This window comes from Micromonospora sp. DSM 45708 (genome assembly GCF_039566955.1).
Classification (GTDB): Bacteria; Actinomycetota; Actinomycetes; order Mycobacteriales; family Micromonosporaceae; genus Micromonospora.
Map to the genome: position 1 here is coordinate 2,015,833 of NZ_CP154796.1, position 17,527 is coordinate 2,033,359.

Here is a 17,527-nt window from a genome sequence, read left to right on the forward strand (position 1 = left end):
GTGTTGTTGGTCGCGAGGTGAGGCCGTGTCCGATTGTCAGCCGCCGCAAGCCGTGCCGGAGCCCGACGGTTGGCCGGATCCGAACCGGATCGGCGGGCGGGTCGAGTTCGCGGCGGCGCTGACAGCGGTGCGGGAGCGGGCCGGGTTGACCGTCCGTCAGGTGGCGGCGAAGGCCGGGGCGTACAGCGCGCACAGCACCATCGGAGACTGGTTCGCCGGGCGTGGGCTGCCCTCGCTGGCCTCACAGGACCTACTGGTGCGGGTGCTGACGGTGTGCGACGTGCGGCCCACCACGGTCGACGATTGGATCGCGGCCTGGCTGCGCGTGCGTCGCGGCCCCGGACCGCGGTCGCGGCATCTTGAGCCGTACAAGGGTCTGGCCAGCTTCCAGCCGGAGGACGCCGGGTGGTTCTTCGGCCGGGATCAGCTCACCGGTCACCTCGTCGAACAGGTCACCCGGCTGCACGTCGCCGGCGGTGGACTGTTCCTGGTGGTCGGTGCTTCCGGCTCCGGGAAGTCCTCGCTGCTACGGGCCGGGCTGATCGCGCGACTTCGTTCCGGGCCGGACCGGCCGTCGGCGCCGGTCCCGACGGATGGGCCGGCGATGGGTGACCCGTCCACTCCGACCACCGGGTGGTGGGTGGAACTCATGACCCCCGGCGCGGATCCGACAGCGGAGCTGACCGCACGGGCCGAGCGGCTGCGGGTCGCGTCGGGGCCGAGGCTGCTGGTGATCGATCAGGCGGAGGAGGTGTTCGTCAGACGGCCGGGCCAGGTGGATCCGGCGGCGTTCGTCGCCGACCTGAACATGCTCTGCGAGCAGACCCCTGGACTGGTGGTGGTCCTCGGGCTGCGCGCCGACTTCTACGGCCACGCGTTGAGCCACCCGACGCTGCTGCGTGCGGCCCAGGGCAGACAGGTCACCGTGGGGCCGATGAGAAACGACGAGCTTCGGGCGGCGATCGTGGAACCGGCCCGGCGCGCCGGAGTGGAGTTGGAGGACGGGCTGGTCGAGTTGCTCCTGGCCGACCTGACGCCGTCGGGAGGGGAGCCGGACCGTGCCGAGCCGGGCGTGCTGCCGCTGCTGTCGCACGCGCTGTTCGCCACCTGGCATCACGACCAGGGTCGACGGTTGACCTGTCAGGGCTACCGGCGGATCGGCGGGGTGCGGGAAGCGATCGCGGCCAGCGCCAGCGAAGCGTACGACCGGTTGACCCCGGCCCACCGGCGCCTGGCTCGCCGCCTGCTGCTCCGCCTGGTCCACGTCGGGACCGATACCGGGGACACGCGGCGTACCGTGCCGCTCGGCGAGCTGCTGGCCGAGTTCGGGCCGGATGCGGCCGAGGCGGAGCGGATCCTGGACCGGTTCATCACGCAGCGGCTGGTCACGGCGCAGCGTGAAACCGTACAGCTCAGCCATGACGCGTTGCTGACCGCCTGGCCCGCGTTGCGCGGCTGGCTGGCCACCGACCGGGCCGGGCTGGTGCTGCGTCAGCAACTCGTCACCGCTGCGGCGGCGTGGCGGGCCGAGGACCGCGACCCGGCGGCGTTGTACCGGGGTACCCGCCTGGCCGCTGCCCAGGGTTGGGCGGCCGAACACCCGGACGAGCCGTCTGCGCTGGTGCGGGAGTTCCTGTCGGCCAGTGGCCGACACGCCCGGCGCCGCACCCGCCAGCTCTATCAGCTGGTCGCCGCGCTGACCGCATTGCTGCTCAGCAGCGGGCTGCTCGCCGCGTACGCCTTCGAGCAGCGCGCTACCGCCAGCCAGCAACGTCAAACGGCCACCATGGAACGCAACGCGGCGGTGTCCCGGCTGGTCGCAGGCCAGGCCGACTGGCTGCGCGGGCGAGACGTCAGCCTGGCCCGACAGTTGGCGCTGGCGGCGTACCAGATCGCACCGACAGTGCAGGCCCGGTCCAGCCTGCTCGACGCCGCCGCGACCCCGACGGCCGCCCGCCTGCGCGGCGTCACCGGTGCCGCCCAAGCCGTGGCCCTCAGCCCGCACCGGCGGCTGCTCGCCGTCGGCGGCGCCGAGGGAAAGGTACGTCTGTGGCGGGCCACCGATCCGGTGCCCACCGCGATCGGGGCCACGCTGACCGGCCCCGCCGGTACGGTGTTCGCCGTCGCGTTCCATCCCCGTGACGCGCTGCTGGCCGCCGGCGGCGCAGACGGCAGGGTGTACCGGTGGCAGCTGGACGATCCGGCGCACCCGCGGGCGCTGCCGCCGCTGACCGGGCCGACCTCCACGGTGTACGCGCTCGCGTTCAGCCCGGACGGCGGCACGCTCGCCGCCGGCAGCGCCGACCATCGGGTGTGGCGTTGGTCGCTGGACGACGCGGAGCCGACCACGGCTGTGGACACCGGCTCGGGCAGCGCCCAGCCGCTGCCGGCGCTGACCGGGCCGGACGACGCTGTGCAGGCGGTAGCGTTCAGCCCCGACGGGCGGCTGCTGGCCGCCGGCAGTGCCGACAGAACCGTACGGCTGTGGGACCTCAGCAACCGCGCCCGCCCCACCCGGCTGGCGCCGCTCGCCGGACACACCGGCAAGGTCCTCTCGGTGGCGTTCAGCCCGAACGGGGATCTTCTGGCCAGCGGCAGCGGCGACCAGACCGTACAGATGTGGAAGGTCGCCGGCCGGCAGCGGCCGGCGAAGCTGGGCAGCCCCCTCGTCGGAGCGACCAGCTGGATCAACGCGATCGCGTTCAGCCCTGACGGCGCCGTCCTCGCCACCGGCACATCCGACAAACGAATTCTGCTGTACGACGTGGCCACCCGCCGAGAACTGCGATCGCTGCCCCAGCCGACCCCGGTGACGGCGCTCGCCTTCGGCGCCGACCCGCACACCCTGGCCAGCACCGGCACCGACGGCTATGTGCGGTACTGGGAGCTTCCCGGCCCGCTGCTGGTCGGCCCGACCGGAGCTGTGTTCAGCGCCAGGTTCACGCCAGACGGGACCATGCTCGCCGAAGCCAGCCGCGACCAGACGGTCCGGTTGTGGCGGGTCAACGACCCACGCCGGCCAGAGCCGCTCGGCGCGCCGCTGAACCGGCCAGCCGGCCAGGACGGGTACGCCGGCACGGCCGCGCTCAGCCCCGACGGGACGCTGCTTGCCGCCGGCGGACGCGACGGCGCGGTGGATCTCTGGGACATTCGTCAACCGGCGCGGCCGAAGCGGGTAGGACCGGCGCTCACCAGGGCGACCGCGCTCATCGAGACGGCGGCCTTCAGCGAGGACGGGTCACTCCTGGCCGTCGGCGGTGACGACAGCACGATCTACCTGTGGCGGGTGTCCGACCCGGAACGGCCCACGCTGCTGGCCAGGGTCACCGGCACCGGGTCGATCGTACTGTCCCTGGCGTTTCACCCCAGGTCACCGGTGCTCGCCGCCGCCGACACCGACGGCGTCGTCCGGCTGATCGACGTACGCGACCCGATCCGGCCGGCCCTGCTCGGCCCGCCACTTCACGGGCTGACCGGATACGCCTACAGCGTCGCGTTCAGCCCCGACGGCGGCCTGCTCGCCGCCGGCAGCGCCGACAGGACACTACGGCTGTGGCGGGTGTCCGACCCAGCCCACCCGCAGCCGCTGCCCAGCCCGCTGCTCGGCCCGACCAGCTACGTGTACTGGGTGGCCTTCCACCCATCCGGCAGGCAGATCGCCGCCGCCAGCACCGACGGCACCATCTGGATCTGGGACATCAGCCTACCGAACCGGCCCAGCGTGGTGGTCACCCTCAGCCATGCCGACCAGGCCTACTACGTGGTCGCGTACCGGCCCGACGGACACACGCTGGCCGCGGGCAGCGCCGACGGCACCATCCGGCTGTGGGAGACCGACCCGCAACGGGCCGCCGAAACGATCTGCTCCAGCACGGAAGAACCCATCAGCCAACTTGAATGGGAGCAGTACCTGCCCGGCATCCCGTACCATCCGCCCTGCTGACCCCGGTCGGCGGAGGAGCTCGCATACCCGCCCGGGGGCCGGCCGCGGACGAACGCCTGGCGTGTCGAGCTGACGGGGAATGGGGCGGGCGCGAGCGATATGCCGGTTCACGCGGTGAGCGCGGCACGGCGGCCGTGAGCCGGATCGCGGACAGTGTGCGACTCACCAGTCGACCTACGCTGCTGGCGGCACATGACGCACGGGGGCGTGTCTGGTCGGCTGCCACGCGGGACCCCGTGCGCGAACCGGAGAGGGGATCCCTGTGTCCTTCGCACGTCGAAGTCTCGCCACGTTCACCGCCGCGGTTGTGGCCGCTGCCCTACCGGCCGCCGTCCTACCGGCCGCCGCCTCCGCCCAGGAGCAGGATGTCGGGCTGCTCCGGATCACCGTGACCCAGCCCGACGGCACCGCCGCCCGGGGCGCCGTCGACCTCGTCGCCACCGATGACAGCTACTCCGATTACCTGCAACTCGACGAGTCCGGGCAGCTCAACGTGGAGGTGCCGGCCGCCGATTACAAGGTCAGGATTACTCCGGCGTACTACGACCCCGACCTGCTGGACGACGGGCTCCGGCAGTGGGTGCCCGGCAAGACCGGTTACGCCGGTGCCGAGGCGTTCCGCGTGGCCGCGGGGGCCACGACGGACGTCGCCGAGCGGCTGCTCCCGCCCAGCCCGATCACCGTGCGGGCGCGGGACGCGAGCACGGGCACGCCGATCACCCGGGTCTGCGCGTACGCCGCTGGCCGCGGCGGCAACTGCGACGAAACCGAGCTGACCATTCCCCGGCTCGTCCCCGGCCCGCAGACGATCCGGGTCTACACCGAGGACGGCGACTACCTGGCCACCGACGCCGAGGTGACCGTGGTCGAGGGCGACAGCGGCCCCGCCGTGGTCGACCTGACGCCCGCCGCCCACTTGGAGACGACGGTGGTCGACGCCGCCACCGGGGCGCCGGTCGGGGGAGCCTGCGCGACCGTCGCGCCGGCCGGCACTGGCGAGCTGCCCGCCGTGGGCCCGCTGGCCTGCTCCGACGAGAGCGGGCACCTCCGGCTGGACGACGTCGAGGCCGGCTCCTGGAAGCTGTTCGTCCGTCCGACGGGTGGCTCGCCGTACGGGGCGCAGTGGGTCGGCGCCACCGGCGGCACGGGCGATCCCGCGAAGGCCCGGACCCTCACCGTCGCCGCCGGTGGGACCGTCACCGTCCCACCGGTCCGCCTGGACCGCGCCGGGACCATCACCGGCACCGTGACCAGCGCCGCCACCGGCTCGCCGGTGACCTCCGGTACGGTCTCCCTGGCCCACTCCTCGGGCCTGTCCTACCTTCGCTGGGACGTGGATCTGGACGCTCAGGGCGCCTACCGGATCGGCTGGCTCGGCCCCTACCGTTGGCCGCTCCTGTTCTCCACGTCAGACCACGCCCTCCAGTGGTCGGGCGGGGTCCCGGTCCGGGGCCAGGCGAAGCCGGTCACCGTCCGGGCCGGGCGGAGCACCACGTACAGCCCGGCGCTGAAGCGCGGCACTCCGGTGACCGGCAGGCTGACGAATTTTGCGGGACGCCCGGTCACCGCCGGGCTGACGTTCCACGACGCAGTCACCGGTGAGGTGGTCGGGTCGGTGTGGGACCGCGACGGCCGGTACGAGACGCGGGTGCTGGGCCGGCAGACGGTCACCGTCGGCTGGCAGTGGGGCGGGTTCGTGGACTATGCCGGCTGGTACGACGGCGTCGCCGACGCGGCCGCCGCGAAGCGCGTCACCGTTCCGTCCAGCGGCACGTTGACGGTCGACATCGGGCTGCGCCCGTTCCCGGCGGCCTGAGCCGCCAGGGCCTGGTCGGGCGTGCGCGGCACGCCCGACCAGGCTCAGGGACACCGGCGAGGGCGTCGACGCGCGGCACCTGCCGTACCTGTTCGAGCGTTCTTACCGGGCCGACACCGTCCGCAGCCGCGACCACGGCGGCTCCGGGATCGGCCTGGCGGTCGCCCCGTGCCATGTCGTGCGGCACGGCGGGCGGATCACCGCCACCCGCGACGGGCCCGGAGCGGGCGCGGCGTTCACCGTCCACCCGCCGCCTGGACCGGTCGCGTCCTCCGCCGGGCGTGGTTCGGGGCGTCAGGTGTCCCGCCCGGCAAGAGGGGTAGTCCTCCCCGCCGGTGCCACGCGAGCGGCACCGGCCGCATACCCCTGCGGGGTAGCCGTAGCTACCGAGTGCATCGGCGAGGGGGAGCGCGGTTGCGGCCATACCCCCTAGGGGTATACCTTCGGAGCCGGAGGTGGACCCATGACACGTCAGCACACCGGGCACGACTCGGTCGCGACCCCGCGCACCCCGGCCGACATCCCGTCCGGCGACCACGGCCACGGCGGGCATGCCGGGCACGACAAGCACGCGGGGCACGACCCGGAGCAGTTCCGGCGCAAGTTCTGGCTGAGCCTGGCGCTGACCGTGCCGATCGTGGCCACCAGCCACATGGTCATGGACTGGTTCGGCTACCGGCTGGACTTCCCCGGCGTGACCTGGGTCGGCCCGGTGCTCGGGACGGTGGTGTTCGGCTACGGCGGCTGGCCGTTCCTGGTCGGCGGCGTGCGCGAGGTCCGCGACCGGGCGCCCGGCATGATGCTGCTGATCTCGATGGCGATCACCGTCGCCTACGCCGCGTCCCTGGCCACCAGCCTCGGCGGGTTCAGCCTCGACTTCTGGTGGGAGCTGGCGGCGCTGGTGACCATCATGCTGCTGGGCCACTGGCAGGAGATGAAGGCGATCGGTCAGGCCCAGGGCGCCCTGGCCGCGCTCGCCGCGCTGCTGCCCGACGACGCCGAACGCCTCGACGACTCCGGCCGCGCCCACCCGGTCCCGGTCCGTGACCTGCGGGTCGGTGACGTGGTGCTGGTGCGCTCCGGTGGCCGGGTGCCGGCCGACGGCCGGATCGTCGACGGCGTCGCCGAGCTGGACGAGTCGATGATCACGGGGGAGTCCCGGCCGGTGCCCCGCGCCGTCGGGGACCGGGTGGTCGCCGGCACGGTGGCCACCGACTCCGCCCTGCGGGTACGCGTCGACGCCGTCGGCGAGGACACCGCCCTGGCGGGTATCGGTCGGCTCGTCGCCCAGGCGCAGAGTTCCGCCGGCCGGGCGCAGGTGCTCGCCGACCGTTTCGCCGCCTGGCTGTTCTACCTGGCGACCGCCGCCGCGCTGGTCACCTTCGGCACCTGGTGGGCTCTCGGTGACCTCGACGAGGCCGTGGTCCGCACCGTCACCGTCCTGGTCATCGCCTGCCCGCACGCCCTCGGGCTGGCCATCCCGCTGGTGATCGCGCTGTCCACGGCGGTCTCGGCCCGAGCCGGCATCCTCGTCAAGGACCGGCTCTCCCTCGAACGCATGCGGGGCGTGGACGCGGTGCTGTTCGACAAGACCGGCACCCTCACCAGGGGTGCCCACACCCTCACCGCCGTCGCCGCCACCGTTGGACGCGCCGAGGACGACGTGCTGCGCATCGCCGGCTCGGTCGAGGCCGACAGCGAGCACCCGCTCGCCCGGGCGCTGACCGCCGCCGCCCACGACCGCGGTCCGACGCCCCCGGCCCGCGATTTCCGGTCCCTGACCGGGCGGGGGGTGCAGGCCGTCGTCGACGGCACCGCCTACGCCGTCGGCGGCCCCGCCCTGCTGCGGGAACTCGACGCCACCGTGCCCGCCGACCTGGCCGCCGCCAGCGCCCGCTGGTCGGCCCGGGGCGCGGCGGTCCTGCACCTCGTGCGGCTGCCCGCCGACGGCCACCCCGAACCGATCGGCGCGTTCGCGCTTGAGGACGAGGTGCGCCCGGAGGCCCGGCAGGCCATCACCGAGCTGCGCGAGCAGGGCGTCAAGAAGATTGCCATGATCACTGGCGACGCCCGTCCGGTCGCCGAGGCGGTCGCCGCCGACCTGGGCTTCCGGCCCGGCGTGGACGAGGTGTTCGCCGAGGTCCTGCCCGCCGACAAGGACCGCGCCGTGGCCGACCTGCGGGCCCGTGGCCTGACGGTGGCCATGGTCGGCGACGGGGTCAACGACGCCCCCGCCCTGGCCCGCGCCGACGTCGGCATCGCCATCGGCGCCGGCACCGACGTGGCCATCGAGTCCGCCGGCGTGGTCCTGGCCTCCTCCGACCCGCGCGGCGTCACCGGCGTGATCCGGCTCTCCCGCGCCTCCTACCGCAAGATGGTGCAGAACCTCGCCTGGGCCGCCGGCTACAACGTGGTGGCCATCCCCCTCGCCGCCGGCGTCCTGGCCTGGGCCGGCATTGCCCTGAGCCCCGCCGTCGGCGCGGTGCTGATGTCCGCCTCCACCATCGTCGTGGCGCTCAACGCGCAACTGCTGCGCCGCGTACGCCTGACTCCCTCCGACTGACCGCACCCACGTGCGGCCCGGCCGTGACGACGTAGCGAATGCCCGCGTTCGCCATCCCCGTGCCGGGCCGCCGTGATATTCCTTCTACTATGCGGTTGTAGTAGAAGAGGATGTCGGGACGGCCGACCTCGGGAGGTGGAATGCGACAGGCGACGGTGGGCCGTCCACCGACGCGCGCGCCACACCCGCTGCTGCGGCTGGCCCTGCTCGTCGCCGTGACGCTCGGCGTGTTCGGCATGCACACCCTCGGCCACCCGGGCGAACCCGGAACCGCCCACGCGAGCACCGTCCACCGGAGCGCCGCCGCGCCCGCCGCCGAACACGGACCCGACGGCTCGCCCGGGCACCGGGACGGGGAGCACGCGTTCACCGTGTGCCTGGCGGTGCTGGGCGGCGCACTGATCCTCGGCGTCCTGTCCCTGCTGCGGTCCCGCCCTCGCGGCGCACGCACGCCGACCGGCCACCGCCGGCGGGTGATCAGCCTGGATCGGGGTCCACCCCGCCGGCCCATCGGGCTGCGACTGCGAGCCGCCACGGTCCTGCGTACGTGAGCAGACCCCGGTCCGGCGCCTCGCCCGGACCCGACGGCCCTGCTCCGACCCACCTCACGACAAGGACCACGTACCAGATGACGCCAACCATCCCGCGTCGCGCCGCCCTCGCGGGCGTCGCACTGTCCGCCCTGCTCACCGTTGCCGCCTGCGGCGGCGCGGACGACGCCGGCGGCATGACGCACGACGCCGACAGTTCCACGCCGAGCGCCTCGACCTCGGTCGACGCCACCGCCAACGACGCGGACGTGATGTTCGCCCAGATGATGATCCCGCACCACCAGCAGGCCGTCGCCATGGCCGACCTGGCCCCGACCCGCGCGAGCGACCCCGAGCTGAAGAACCTGGCCGCCAGGATCAAGGCGGCGCAGGATCCGGAGATCACCACCATGAAGGGCTGGCTCACGGCCTGGGGCAAGCCCGCGGATCTGCCCGACAACCACAGCATGCCCGGCACGAGCGCCACCCCCGGGCACGACATGCCGAGCATGTCCGCCACCCCCGGGCACGACATGCCCGGCATGAACGCCGGCATGCCCGGCATGATGTCCGAGCAGCAGATGACGGACCTCGCCGCCGCGAAGGGCGCCGCGTTCGACACGATGTTCGCCGAGATGATGATCGCCCATCACAACGGCGCCATCGACATGGCCAGGACCGAGCAGGCCGAGGGCAGCAACCCCGAGGCCAAGGCGCTCGCCGCCAGGATCGCCGCGGATCAGGCCGCCGAGGTGCAGACACTGCAGAAGATCCTCGACCGCCGGTAGCCGACTCGGTGCGGCCGGTACCGACCCTGGCGTCGTACCGGCCGCACCGCCGCGCGGGCGGCGACTCCGCCGCGTCGCCTCGCGTACCCTGAGCGACACGAGGGAGGGCACGTGGCGGAACTGGGCAAACTCGAATCGGCCGTCATGGACGTGCTGTGGCGTGCCCCCGACCCGGTGCTCGTGCGCGACGTCCTCGACGCGGTGACCACCGACCGGGCGCTGGCGTACACGACCGTCCTCACCGTGCTGGACAACCTGCACCGTAAGGGCTGGGCCGTCCGGGAGAAGGACGGCAAGGCCTACCGCTACCGTGCCGCCGGCACCCGCGAGGAGATCACCGCGCGCACCCTGCGTCGGGTCATCGAGACGAGCACCCATCCCGACCTGGTGCTCATGCACTTCGCCCGGTCCGCCTCCGACCACGAGCTGCGCATCCTGCGGCGGGTCCTCGACGAGCGGGAGTCCGGGGCGTGAGCCTCGCGCTCGCCCTCGTCACCGGCGCCGCGGCGGTGGCCTGGTGGGGCCCCGCCGTGATGCGGTGGTGTTTCCGGCACGTCGCCGACCCCGTCGCGATGCTGCTCGGCTGGCTCGGCCTGCTCGTCGCGGTGATCGCCACCTTCCTTCTGGCCACCGTGATGCTCCTCGCCCCGGGCAGCACCCGGCAGTGGGCGCTGCACGACCTCGCCCGCGTCTGCTGGCACTGGGCCCAACCCCGCCGGCCACCCGTAGTCGACGAGGTCGTCGGGGCCGCGGGAGCCCTGATCCTGCTGGCCGTGCTCGTCCGGTTCACCGTGGCCTGTGCCCGCCGGGCCTACCGTGCCCACGGCGCTCGCCGCGCCCACGCCGATCTGCTCACGCTCGCCGGCGGGCCGCCGGAGTCCGGTGAGGCGGCGGTGCTGTGGATTCCGCACCCGACCCCGATGGCCTACAGCATCGGCGGATCCCGCGGACTCACGGTCCTGGCCAGCGCCGCCGGTGACCTACCGGCGGAGCAGCTCGCCGCGGTCCTCAGCCACGAACGCGCCCACCTGCGCGAGCGTCATCACCTCCTCGTCGCCGCCGTGGAAGGACTCGCGGCTGCCGTGCCGTGGCTGCCGCTGACCCGGCAGGCGCCCCCGGCCGTACGCCTGCTCGTCGAACTGCGCGCCGACGCCGCCGCGGTCCGCGAGTGCGGCCCGCGCGCCGTACGCGACGCGTTGCTGACCTTCGCCGGCGCGCCGCACCCCCCGTCCGCGCTGTCGATGGCCGGCGCCGAGGTGACCATCCGACTCCGACGCCTCCAGGAGTGCGGGCCGCAGCGCCGCAACCTGCTCGTCCGCGCCGCGCTGGCCTCGGTCGCCCTGGCCGCACCGCTGGGTGTCGGCGTGGCCACCGGCATCCTGTTCTGCCTCTGACCCTCGGCGTCCGTCCGTCTCCTCCGTGTCGCCCGGGTGCCACTGAGTGTTCAGCTCGCATCTCCCCTCGAACGCGGATTGCGGTGGGTGATGCGTCGGGTCACCCGAAACTGGTACAGGCCGGCGCTGGTGATGGCGTAGAAGACGGGAAGGAGGAGAAAGATGACCAGGCCGATCACGGGCACCACCAGGTACCCGACCATCCCCGCGAGCAGGTACAGGACGACGCCGGCGAGGGCCCGGAACCGCTCGACGTGGAAGAAGCCGCCCTTGGCCTGGTCCTTCAGCAGGTCGGGGTTCCGGGCCAGGTAGTGGTAGAACGCCAGCCACGTCACGCACAGCAACGCGCCGATCAGCGCGTAGAAGGCGATGCCCACACGCTGGTCGACGTTGTTGTGCTCCTGCAGCGCGTGCGACACGACAATCGTCGGAAACGGCAGCAGCGCCGTGCTGAACAGCACGAGGAGGTTCATCCAGTGCAGGCCACGATCGATCTGCTCAATGCGGTTGAACGCCGCCTTGTGGTTGAGCCAGACGACGGCCACGTACGAGTAGGACGCGAGATAGGCGACGTACGAGGGCCACTGAGCCAGCAGGCCGGACAGGAGGCGGCCGGGCGGAACGTCCGGCACCCGGAGGTCCAGGACCAGCAGGGTGATGATGATGGCGAAGATCGCATCGCTGAACGCCACGGCACGGCTGGTGTCCGACCGGGTGCCTGGGTCCGTGTCTGGCCCGCTCACCGAGTGCGCCTACCCAGGGGCGTTTGCGGCAAACAGCCGGGCAGCCCGGTCTGCCGAGGCACGACGCCTGCGAAACTGATGCCTCCGGACACGCCGCATCCGACCACCGGGTGCGTCGTGGTGGCCGGATGCGGGTGGTGGTCAGGGTTTGAGGACGACTTTCTCGCAGTTGTCCTGCTTGTTCTTGAAGATCTCGAACCCGCGTTCTGCCTGGTCGAGCGGCAGGGTGTGGGTGATCACCCGGGTCGGATCGATGTCCCCGCGTTCGATGCGCCGCAGCAGGGGCTCCATGTAGCGCTGCACGTGGCACTGGCCGGTACGCAGGGTCAGCGCCCGGTTCATCCACGCTCCGGCCGGGAACTTGTCGAGGAAGCCTCCGTACACGCCGATCACCGACACGATGCCACCGCTGCGGCACGACATGATCGCCTGCCGCAGCGCGTGCGGGCGCTCGGTCTCCGAGCGGACCGCCTGCTTGACCCGGTCGTAGGCGTGGATGGGCGCGCTGCCGTGGCTGGACTCCATGCCGACTGCGTCGATGCACTTGTCCGGTCCCCGCCCGCCGGTCAGTTCCAGCAGCCGGGACCGCACGTCCACCTCCTCGAAGTTGACCGGCGTGTGGCCCGCCCGTTCGGCCATCTGTAGCCGGTACGGCTCCTTGTCGATGGCGATGACCTTCGCGGCGCCGAGCATCCGGGCGCTGTCCATGGCGAACTGGCCGACCGGGCCGGCGCCCCACACCGCCACCACGTCGGTGGACTGGATGTCGCACATCTCGGCACCCATGTAGCCGGTGGGCAGGATGTCGGAGAGGAACAGCACCTGCTCGTCGGTCAGCTCGGACTCGATCTTCAGTGGACCGACGTCGGCGAACGGCACCCGCGCATACTGCGCCTGACCGCCCGCGAAGCCGCCGGTCAGGTGCGAATAGCCGAAGATTCCGGCGACCGGGTGCCCGAACATCTTCTCCGCGATCCCCGCGTTGGGGTTGGAATTCTCGCAGCAGGAGTACAGCTCGGCGGCGCAGGCGCCGCACACGCCGCAGGCGATCGGGAACGGCACGACGACCCGGTCCCCGACGCGCAGCCGATCCGGGTCGACGCTCCGCCCGACCTCGATCACCTCGCCCATGAACTCGTGACCCATGACGTCACCGTCCTGCATCGTGGGCACATACCCATCGACCAGGTGCAGGTCCGAGCCACAGATCGCGGTGGACGTGATCCGTACGATGGCATCGCGCTCGTTCAGGATCCTCGGGTCCGGCACGTCACGGACCTTGACCTTGTTTCGGCCCGCCCAGGTGTTCGCCCTCACGCCTGGGCCCCCTTCGCGAACTCGGAATCCGACAGCGGTTGCGCCGGACGCTGCGGGAACTCCTTGCGGGCCCGCTTGCCCCACGGGGCGCCCTCGGATCGGACCACCTCGCCGGTCTCCAGCACCTGCTTGAGCCGGCGCAGGTCGTCATCGAGCTGCTGGTGCGGCTCCTCGCCGAAGTACCTGGCCACCGCCTTGCCGACCGCGCCGCCCGGGATGTCGTACGACAGGACGACGTGCACCTCGGTGCTCACCCCATCCGGGGCGGGCCCGAACCGGACCGTACCGGCGTTCGGCACGTCGGCGTTCCCGGTCGACCGCCACGCGATCTTCTCGCCGGGCGCCTCGTCGACGATCTCCGCGTCCCACTCGACGTTCTTGCCGAACGGAGCGCCGGCTGACCAATGGCTCGTACGGTCACCGGTGGTGCGGATCTCCTCGAGGTGTGCCATGAACGTCGGGAGGTTGCCGAGGTCGCGCCAGAACGCGTAGACCGTGGGCGGGGGTTTGCGGATGGTCGTCGTGGCTGTCAGCTCCATGAACCCTCCTTCGCGTGAGCCTCGTACCGCCTTCGTCCGGGTGGCCTGCACGGCGGTCAGCAGGTCCACCACCGTGATCCCGACGACGGCGCCGGTGACAGCGACGAGGCGACGCCGGCGGCGCCCGCCACGGTGGGCGATGGCCATTCCGAGCGAGGCCAGGTCCATCGCGTCGCCCGCGACCCGGGTCCACGCCCAGATGCTCTTCCGCCGGCTCGTCAGAAGCCCGGCTGCGTGTACCAACTCCCGCGCCCCGACCAGCGGCACCACCGCCCGGGACGTCGGGGAGTCGTCCACGCCGCTGATCCGGCGCACCGTGTCCGGTGCTGCCAGCTGTGCCACGCCCAGACCGAGACTCACCCAGCCGAGCCCGCGCCCCCGCCGCTGAACCTCGTCCTGCCCTGCCTTCACTGCCTCTCGGGTTGCTAGTCCAGTCACAGGTAGCCTCCGTATCCGGTCCCACCCGGCCGAGCATTCCGGTTCACGACGGTCCGGGCGCGACCCGTAGGCGGCCGGATACCCGTCGGAAACCACCTCAACCCGCCCATCGGCCGCAATGTCGAGGCGGTCAACGGCGGTCCGACCTGGGCTCAAGGAAGCGGACCATGAGTACGGTGGCGTCGTCCTGGAGCTGGTTGTCCTGGTGGGCGAGGATCGCGTGGACGAGACGCCGCCGCCCGTGCCGGGTCACCCGACCGGTCAGAGTGCGCGGGCGCGCCATCACGTACCACGACGGATCGTCTGCTACGGTAGCCGAGTTGCAGTTTTGATTTCCTTAGACGTTTTCCGGCGCTTGATGAGGCATCTGAAACCCCGTCCAGGCGCCTTTCGTTTTTCGTGTCGTTTCGGCGCGGGTGATCAACGCGGCAGCGTAAGGGTCCGCACAGTGCGGTCTCTGACAGCTGCAAAGGAGCAGACATGACGACAGGTACCGTGAAGTGGTTCAACGCCGACAAGGGCTTCGGCTTCATCAGCCCGGACGGCGGCGGCGCCGACGTCTTCGCCCACTTCTCCGCGATCTCGTCGAGCGGCTTCCGCAGCCTCGACGAGAACCAGAAGGTGGAGTTCGACATCACCCAGGGCCAGAAGGGCCCGCAGGCGGAGAACATCCGTCCTCTTTGATCCACATTCTGTCAACGGCGGCCCGACTGGTTCAGCGGGCCGCCGTTCGGCGTTCCATGCGCGTACCGCGGCATCACGAAGTCGACGGCGCCTGTATCTCCGGCATGGTTGCCGCAGCGCCGACCAACTCGAAAAGCTCACGGCTGGGGCGGCACGTTCCGTTCGGACGAGACCACGACAGCTCCGCGCAACGCAGCTCAAGGGCTGCAATTTGGAGCTGCCCTGGGATTGGGCGGGGACCCGTCGCCGTAACCGGAACACGCACGGACCCCACGCGGTGGCTCCGGCATTGACAGCAGGCGCCTGCGGGCCTTGCAGTCGCGGCGCCGGCGTCGTGGAGCGCCTGGAACGGCGGTAGCACGTTGGCGGCCTGCGCTTGCCGGGGCAGCTCTGCGGCCGGATCGACCCGCACATCCGGCCGGTTAGCCCAAACACCATCTAGTGAGGCCCGCTCAGAAGCAGTTCCTGTCCTGGATGAGCAACAGCAAGTACCTCAGCAGCGTCCAGGCCGGCACCGTGATCTTCACCGGCAGCGGCCAGCTCAACGTCAACTCGTACTACACCACGATCGGCTGAACGCGACGGGCCGGCCCGGCCCCGCCGAGCGGGGCCGGGCCCCCACGACGTGGCACGAGCCGGACGCCGGTTCGCCTCGGCGCGGACCTGTCCGAGGCTCAGTCGCCGGTGTCCTGTGTGAAGGCGGGCAGGTGGCGAGCCTGGGCGGAGAGCAGGTGGTGGCGCATCGCCGCCGCCGCGGCGTCCGGGTCGCCCGCGGCGATGGCCGCGGCGATCCGCCCGTGCTCGGTCACCGTCACCGACGGGTCGGTGGCCGGGAAGTAGCGGCGGTGCAGGTGCAGGTGTGCATGCAGCCGGGTGACGGAATCGCGCAGCAGCCGATTGCCGGACACCTCGGCGATCAGGTCGTGGAAGCGGGCGTCCAGCGAGGTGAAGGCGGCCCGCCGGCGATAGGCCGCCCCCGGCTCGGCGGTCACCGTCGCGGCGGCCTGTGCGCTGACCCGGGCCCGCTCCTGCCCGGAGGCGTGTCGGGCCGCCCGCCCGGCCGCCGCCGGCTCGAGCAGCAGGCGCAGCTCGAAGAGCTCCTCGAACTCCGGCCGGGTCAGCAGCGGCGTGGTGGTGTAGCCGGTCATCGCCCGTTTGTGTACCAGGCCGTCGGACTCGAGCCGGGCCAGTGCCTCCCGGACCGGGGTGGGGGAGACCTCGAGGGAGCGGGCCAGGCCGTCGATACTGATCCGGTCGCCGGGTGCGATGGCATGCTGCATGATCAACGCCTTGACGGACTCGTAGACGTCGTCCGCCAGGGTGAGCCGCTGCGCCGGGCGGACCCCGTCGGGCAGTGCGGGTGTGGTCATCAGCATCCCTGGGCGTGGTCGTCGGTGCCGGACCTCCCCGGCCGAGCCAATCATATATGATCTACGATTTTTGATGGTCGTGGGTCGCCCCACCGGTGATGGAAGCGAACCTCGGAGGCAACCGATGCCTCCGGCGGCCTGAACCGGGTCCGAGCCACCCGGGCCTACCCGAGTATGACGTCACCGGCCAGCGGTGGACGCGCCCGTGGCCTTCCGGTCGCTCGGCCCGATGGCTGGCCACCCCCGACGAGATCGCCGTGCCGATGGTGGCGGCCGGACGCGTCGGGCCGACCCGCGTTCAGTGGACCAGCCGCAGCCCCGACATGCCGCCGTCGACGGCCAGCGCGGTGCCGGTCGTCGCCCCGGAGAGCGGCGAGGCGAGGAACGCCACCGCCTGGGCGACCTGGGCGGCGGTGACCAGCCGGCCGGTGGGCTGCCGGGCGGCCAGTCGGCGCTTCTCCGCCACCGGGTCCTCGGCCCCCGCGAGCAGGCGGGCCACCCACGGGGTGTCCACCGTGCCGGGCGCCACCGTGCACACCCGGATGCCGTCGCGTACCAGGTCGGCGGCCATCGCCAGGCTGAGCGCATGCACCGCGCCCTTGGTGGCCGAGTACACCGCCCGGTCGACCAGTCCGGCCGTCGCCGCGATCGAGGTGACGCTGACAATGGCCCCGCTGGTCGAGCGGCGCAGGTGCGGCAGGGCGGCCCGGCAGGCCCGGGCCACCCCGACGACGTTGACGTCCAGGCAGCGGTGCCACTCGTCATCGGGGTTGCTCTCGACCGTGCCGACCGCGCTGATCGCCGCGCAGTTGACCAACACGTCGAGACCGTCCAGCATCGACACCACCCGGGTCATGATCGCCTCCAGCGGGGCCGTCACGTCGGCGGGGAGCCGCAGGTGCGGCCCGCCCGATCCCGGTTCACGGTCCAGTACGGCGACCCGGGCCCCCCGCTCGGCCAGCAGGTCGGCGACCGCCGCGCCGATACCCGAGCCGCCACCGGTGACGGCAGCCACCAGACCGTCGAAGTCCCTCATCCGCGTACCTCGCAGTCGGCGGGCGGGACGGGACCGAGGCCGCCTCGCCCGCGCACACCGGACGCCCATCGGGGCCGGACCGTGGACCACCCGGGCCGCCCCGTTCGTCCCGCGACGTCGGAACGACGGGCCTCGCCCAGCCATCGTAGATCATATAGGATGCGACGGTCACGGCCGGGCTCTGGCGAGGGGGCGTCGATGCGCATCGCGTGCCCGACCTGGTACGCGCCCTGCCCGACCCCACCCGGCCGATCACCATGATCTCCGGGCCGTCCGCGACCAGCGACATCGAGCTGGCCCGGGTGGAGGGGGTGCACGGCCCTCGCCGGCTGGACATCGTCTGCCTCACCCCCACGCGGTGAGCGA

The 17,527-nt window shown here is 72.4% G+C and carries 15 protein-coding genes; 10 read left to right on the forward strand and 5 right to left on the reverse strand.

Going from position 1 to position 17,527, the window contains the following annotated elements; translation table 11 throughout:
• Positions 1–25 precede the first annotated feature (25 nt).
• From VKK44_RS09150 to VKK44_RS09185, 8 genes are all read left to right on the forward strand, one after another.
• A complete protein-coding gene (locus VKK44_RS09150; RefSeq protein WP_343446425.1) occupies positions 26–3,943 on the forward strand; it encodes an nSTAND1 domain-containing NTPase in 3,918 nt (1,305 codons plus the stop codon).
• Between the two features lie 262 nt (positions 3,944–4,205).
• Positions 4,206–5,759 (forward strand): hypothetical protein, encoded by a 1,554-nt coding sequence (locus tag VKK44_RS09155; RefSeq protein ID WP_343446426.1) that lies wholly within the window; start codon positions 4,206–4,208, stop codon positions 5,757–5,759.
• An 88-nt stretch (positions 5,760–5,847) separates the two neighbouring features.
• A complete protein-coding gene (locus VKK44_RS09160; protein WP_343447723.1) occupies positions 5,848–6,192 on the forward strand; it encodes an ATP-binding protein in 345 nt (114 codons plus the stop codon).
• A 30-nt stretch (positions 6,193–6,222) separates the two neighbouring features.
• Positions 6,223–8,322, forward strand: a complete 2,100-nt coding sequence (locus tag VKK44_RS09165; protein WP_343446428.1) for a heavy metal translocating P-type ATPase — start codon at positions 6,223–6,225, stop codon at positions 8,320–8,322.
• A 140-nt stretch (positions 8,323–8,462) separates the two neighbouring features.
• On the forward strand, positions 8,463–8,873 hold the full coding sequence (locus VKK44_RS09170) for a DUF6153 family protein (RefSeq protein WP_343446429.1): 411 nt from the start codon (positions 8,463–8,465) through the stop codon (positions 8,871–8,873).
• Between the two features lie 77 nt (positions 8,874–8,950).
• The gene (locus tag VKK44_RS09175) at positions 8,951–9,640 is read left to right on the forward strand and encodes a DUF305 domain-containing protein (protein WP_343446430.1); all 690 of its coding nucleotides are present in this window, start codon (positions 8,951–8,953) and stop codon (positions 9,638–9,640) included.
• Positions 9,641–9,751: 111 nt separating this feature from the next.
• Entirely contained in the window at positions 9,752–10,114 is a 363-nt protein-coding gene (locus VKK44_RS09180) for a BlaI/MecI/CopY family transcriptional regulator (RefSeq protein ID WP_343446431.1), read from the forward strand.
• Positions 10,111–11,034, forward strand: a complete 924-nt coding sequence (locus VKK44_RS09185) for a M56 family metallopeptidase (RefSeq protein ID WP_343446432.1) — start codon at positions 10,111–10,113, stop codon at positions 11,032–11,034. Before VKK44_RS09180 ends, VKK44_RS09185 begins: the two co-directional genes overlap by 4 nt.
• 50 nt (positions 11,035–11,084) lie before the next feature.
• Here the strand turns inward: VKK44_RS09185 and VKK44_RS09190 are convergent, their stop codons facing one another.
• From VKK44_RS09190 to VKK44_RS09200, 3 genes are all read right to left on the reverse strand, one after another.
• Positions 11,085–11,726, reverse strand: a complete 642-nt coding sequence (locus VKK44_RS09190) for a TMEM175 family protein (protein ID WP_343446433.1) — start codon at positions 11,724–11,726, stop codon at positions 11,085–11,087.
• Positions 11,727–11,918: 192 nt separating this feature from the next.
• The gene (locus VKK44_RS09195; RefSeq protein WP_343446434.1) at positions 11,919–13,094 is read right to left on the reverse strand and encodes a zinc-dependent alcohol dehydrogenase; all 1,176 of its coding nucleotides are present in this window, start codon (positions 13,092–13,094) and stop codon (positions 11,919–11,921) included.
• The gene (locus VKK44_RS09200) at positions 13,091–13,975 is read right to left on the reverse strand and encodes an SRPBCC family protein (protein WP_343446435.1); all 885 of its coding nucleotides are present in this window, start codon (positions 13,973–13,975) and stop codon (positions 13,091–13,093) included. Before VKK44_RS09200 ends, VKK44_RS09195 begins: the two co-directional genes overlap by 4 nt.
• 576 nt (positions 13,976–14,551) lie before the next feature.
• Here VKK44_RS09200 and VKK44_RS09205 point away from each other — a divergent pair.
• Complete coding sequence (locus VKK44_RS09205; RefSeq protein WP_343446436.1) at positions 14,552–14,755, forward strand: cold-shock protein; 204 nt, start codon at positions 14,552–14,554, stop codon at positions 14,753–14,755.
• A gap of 674 nt (positions 14,756–15,429) precedes the next feature.
• Here the strand turns inward: VKK44_RS09205 and VKK44_RS09210 are convergent.
• Complete coding sequence (locus VKK44_RS09210) at positions 15,430–16,125, reverse strand: GntR family transcriptional regulator (RefSeq protein ID WP_343446437.1); 696 nt, start codon at positions 16,123–16,125, stop codon at positions 15,430–15,432.
• Between the two features lie 298 nt (positions 16,126–16,423).
• Positions 16,424–17,161: an SDR family NAD(P)-dependent oxidoreductase gene (locus tag VKK44_RS09215; protein ID WP_343446438.1), complete on the reverse strand. Its 738-nt coding sequence runs from the start codon at positions 17,159–17,161 to the stop codon at positions 16,424–16,426.
• A 209-nt stretch (positions 17,162–17,370) separates the two neighbouring features.
• On the opposite strand from VKK44_RS09215, the gene VKK44_RS09220 reads away from it, so the two are divergent.
• Positions 17,371–17,523, forward strand: coding sequence for an LUD domain-containing protein (locus VKK44_RS09220; RefSeq protein WP_343446439.1), 153 nt, complete (start codon positions 17,371–17,373; stop codon positions 17,521–17,523).
• Positions 17,524–17,527 lie beyond the last annotated feature (4 nt).

Coding starts and splice junctions, on each gene's coding strand:
- VKK44_RS09205 (WP_343446436.1), top strand. CDS start 14,552: ATGACGACAGGTACCGTGAAGTGGTTCAACGCCGACAAGGGCTTCGGC.
- VKK44_RS09165 (WP_343446428.1), top strand. CDS start 6,223: ATGACACGTCAGCACACCGGGCACGACTCGGTCGCGACCCCGCGCACC.
- VKK44_RS09215 (WP_343446438.1), bottom strand. CDS start 17,161: ATGAGGGACTTCGACGGTCTGGTGGCTGCCGTCACCGGTGGCGGCTCG.
- VKK44_RS09170 (WP_343446429.1), top strand. CDS start 8,463: ATGCGACAGGCGACGGTGGGCCGTCCACCGACGCGCGCGCCACACCCG.
- VKK44_RS09175 (WP_343446430.1), top strand. CDS start 8,951: ATGACGCCAACCATCCCGCGTCGCGCCGCCCTCGCGGGCGTCGCACTG.
- VKK44_RS09210 (WP_343446437.1), bottom strand. CDS start 16,125: ATGACCACACCCGCACTGCCCGACGGGGTCCGCCCGGCGCAGCGGCTC.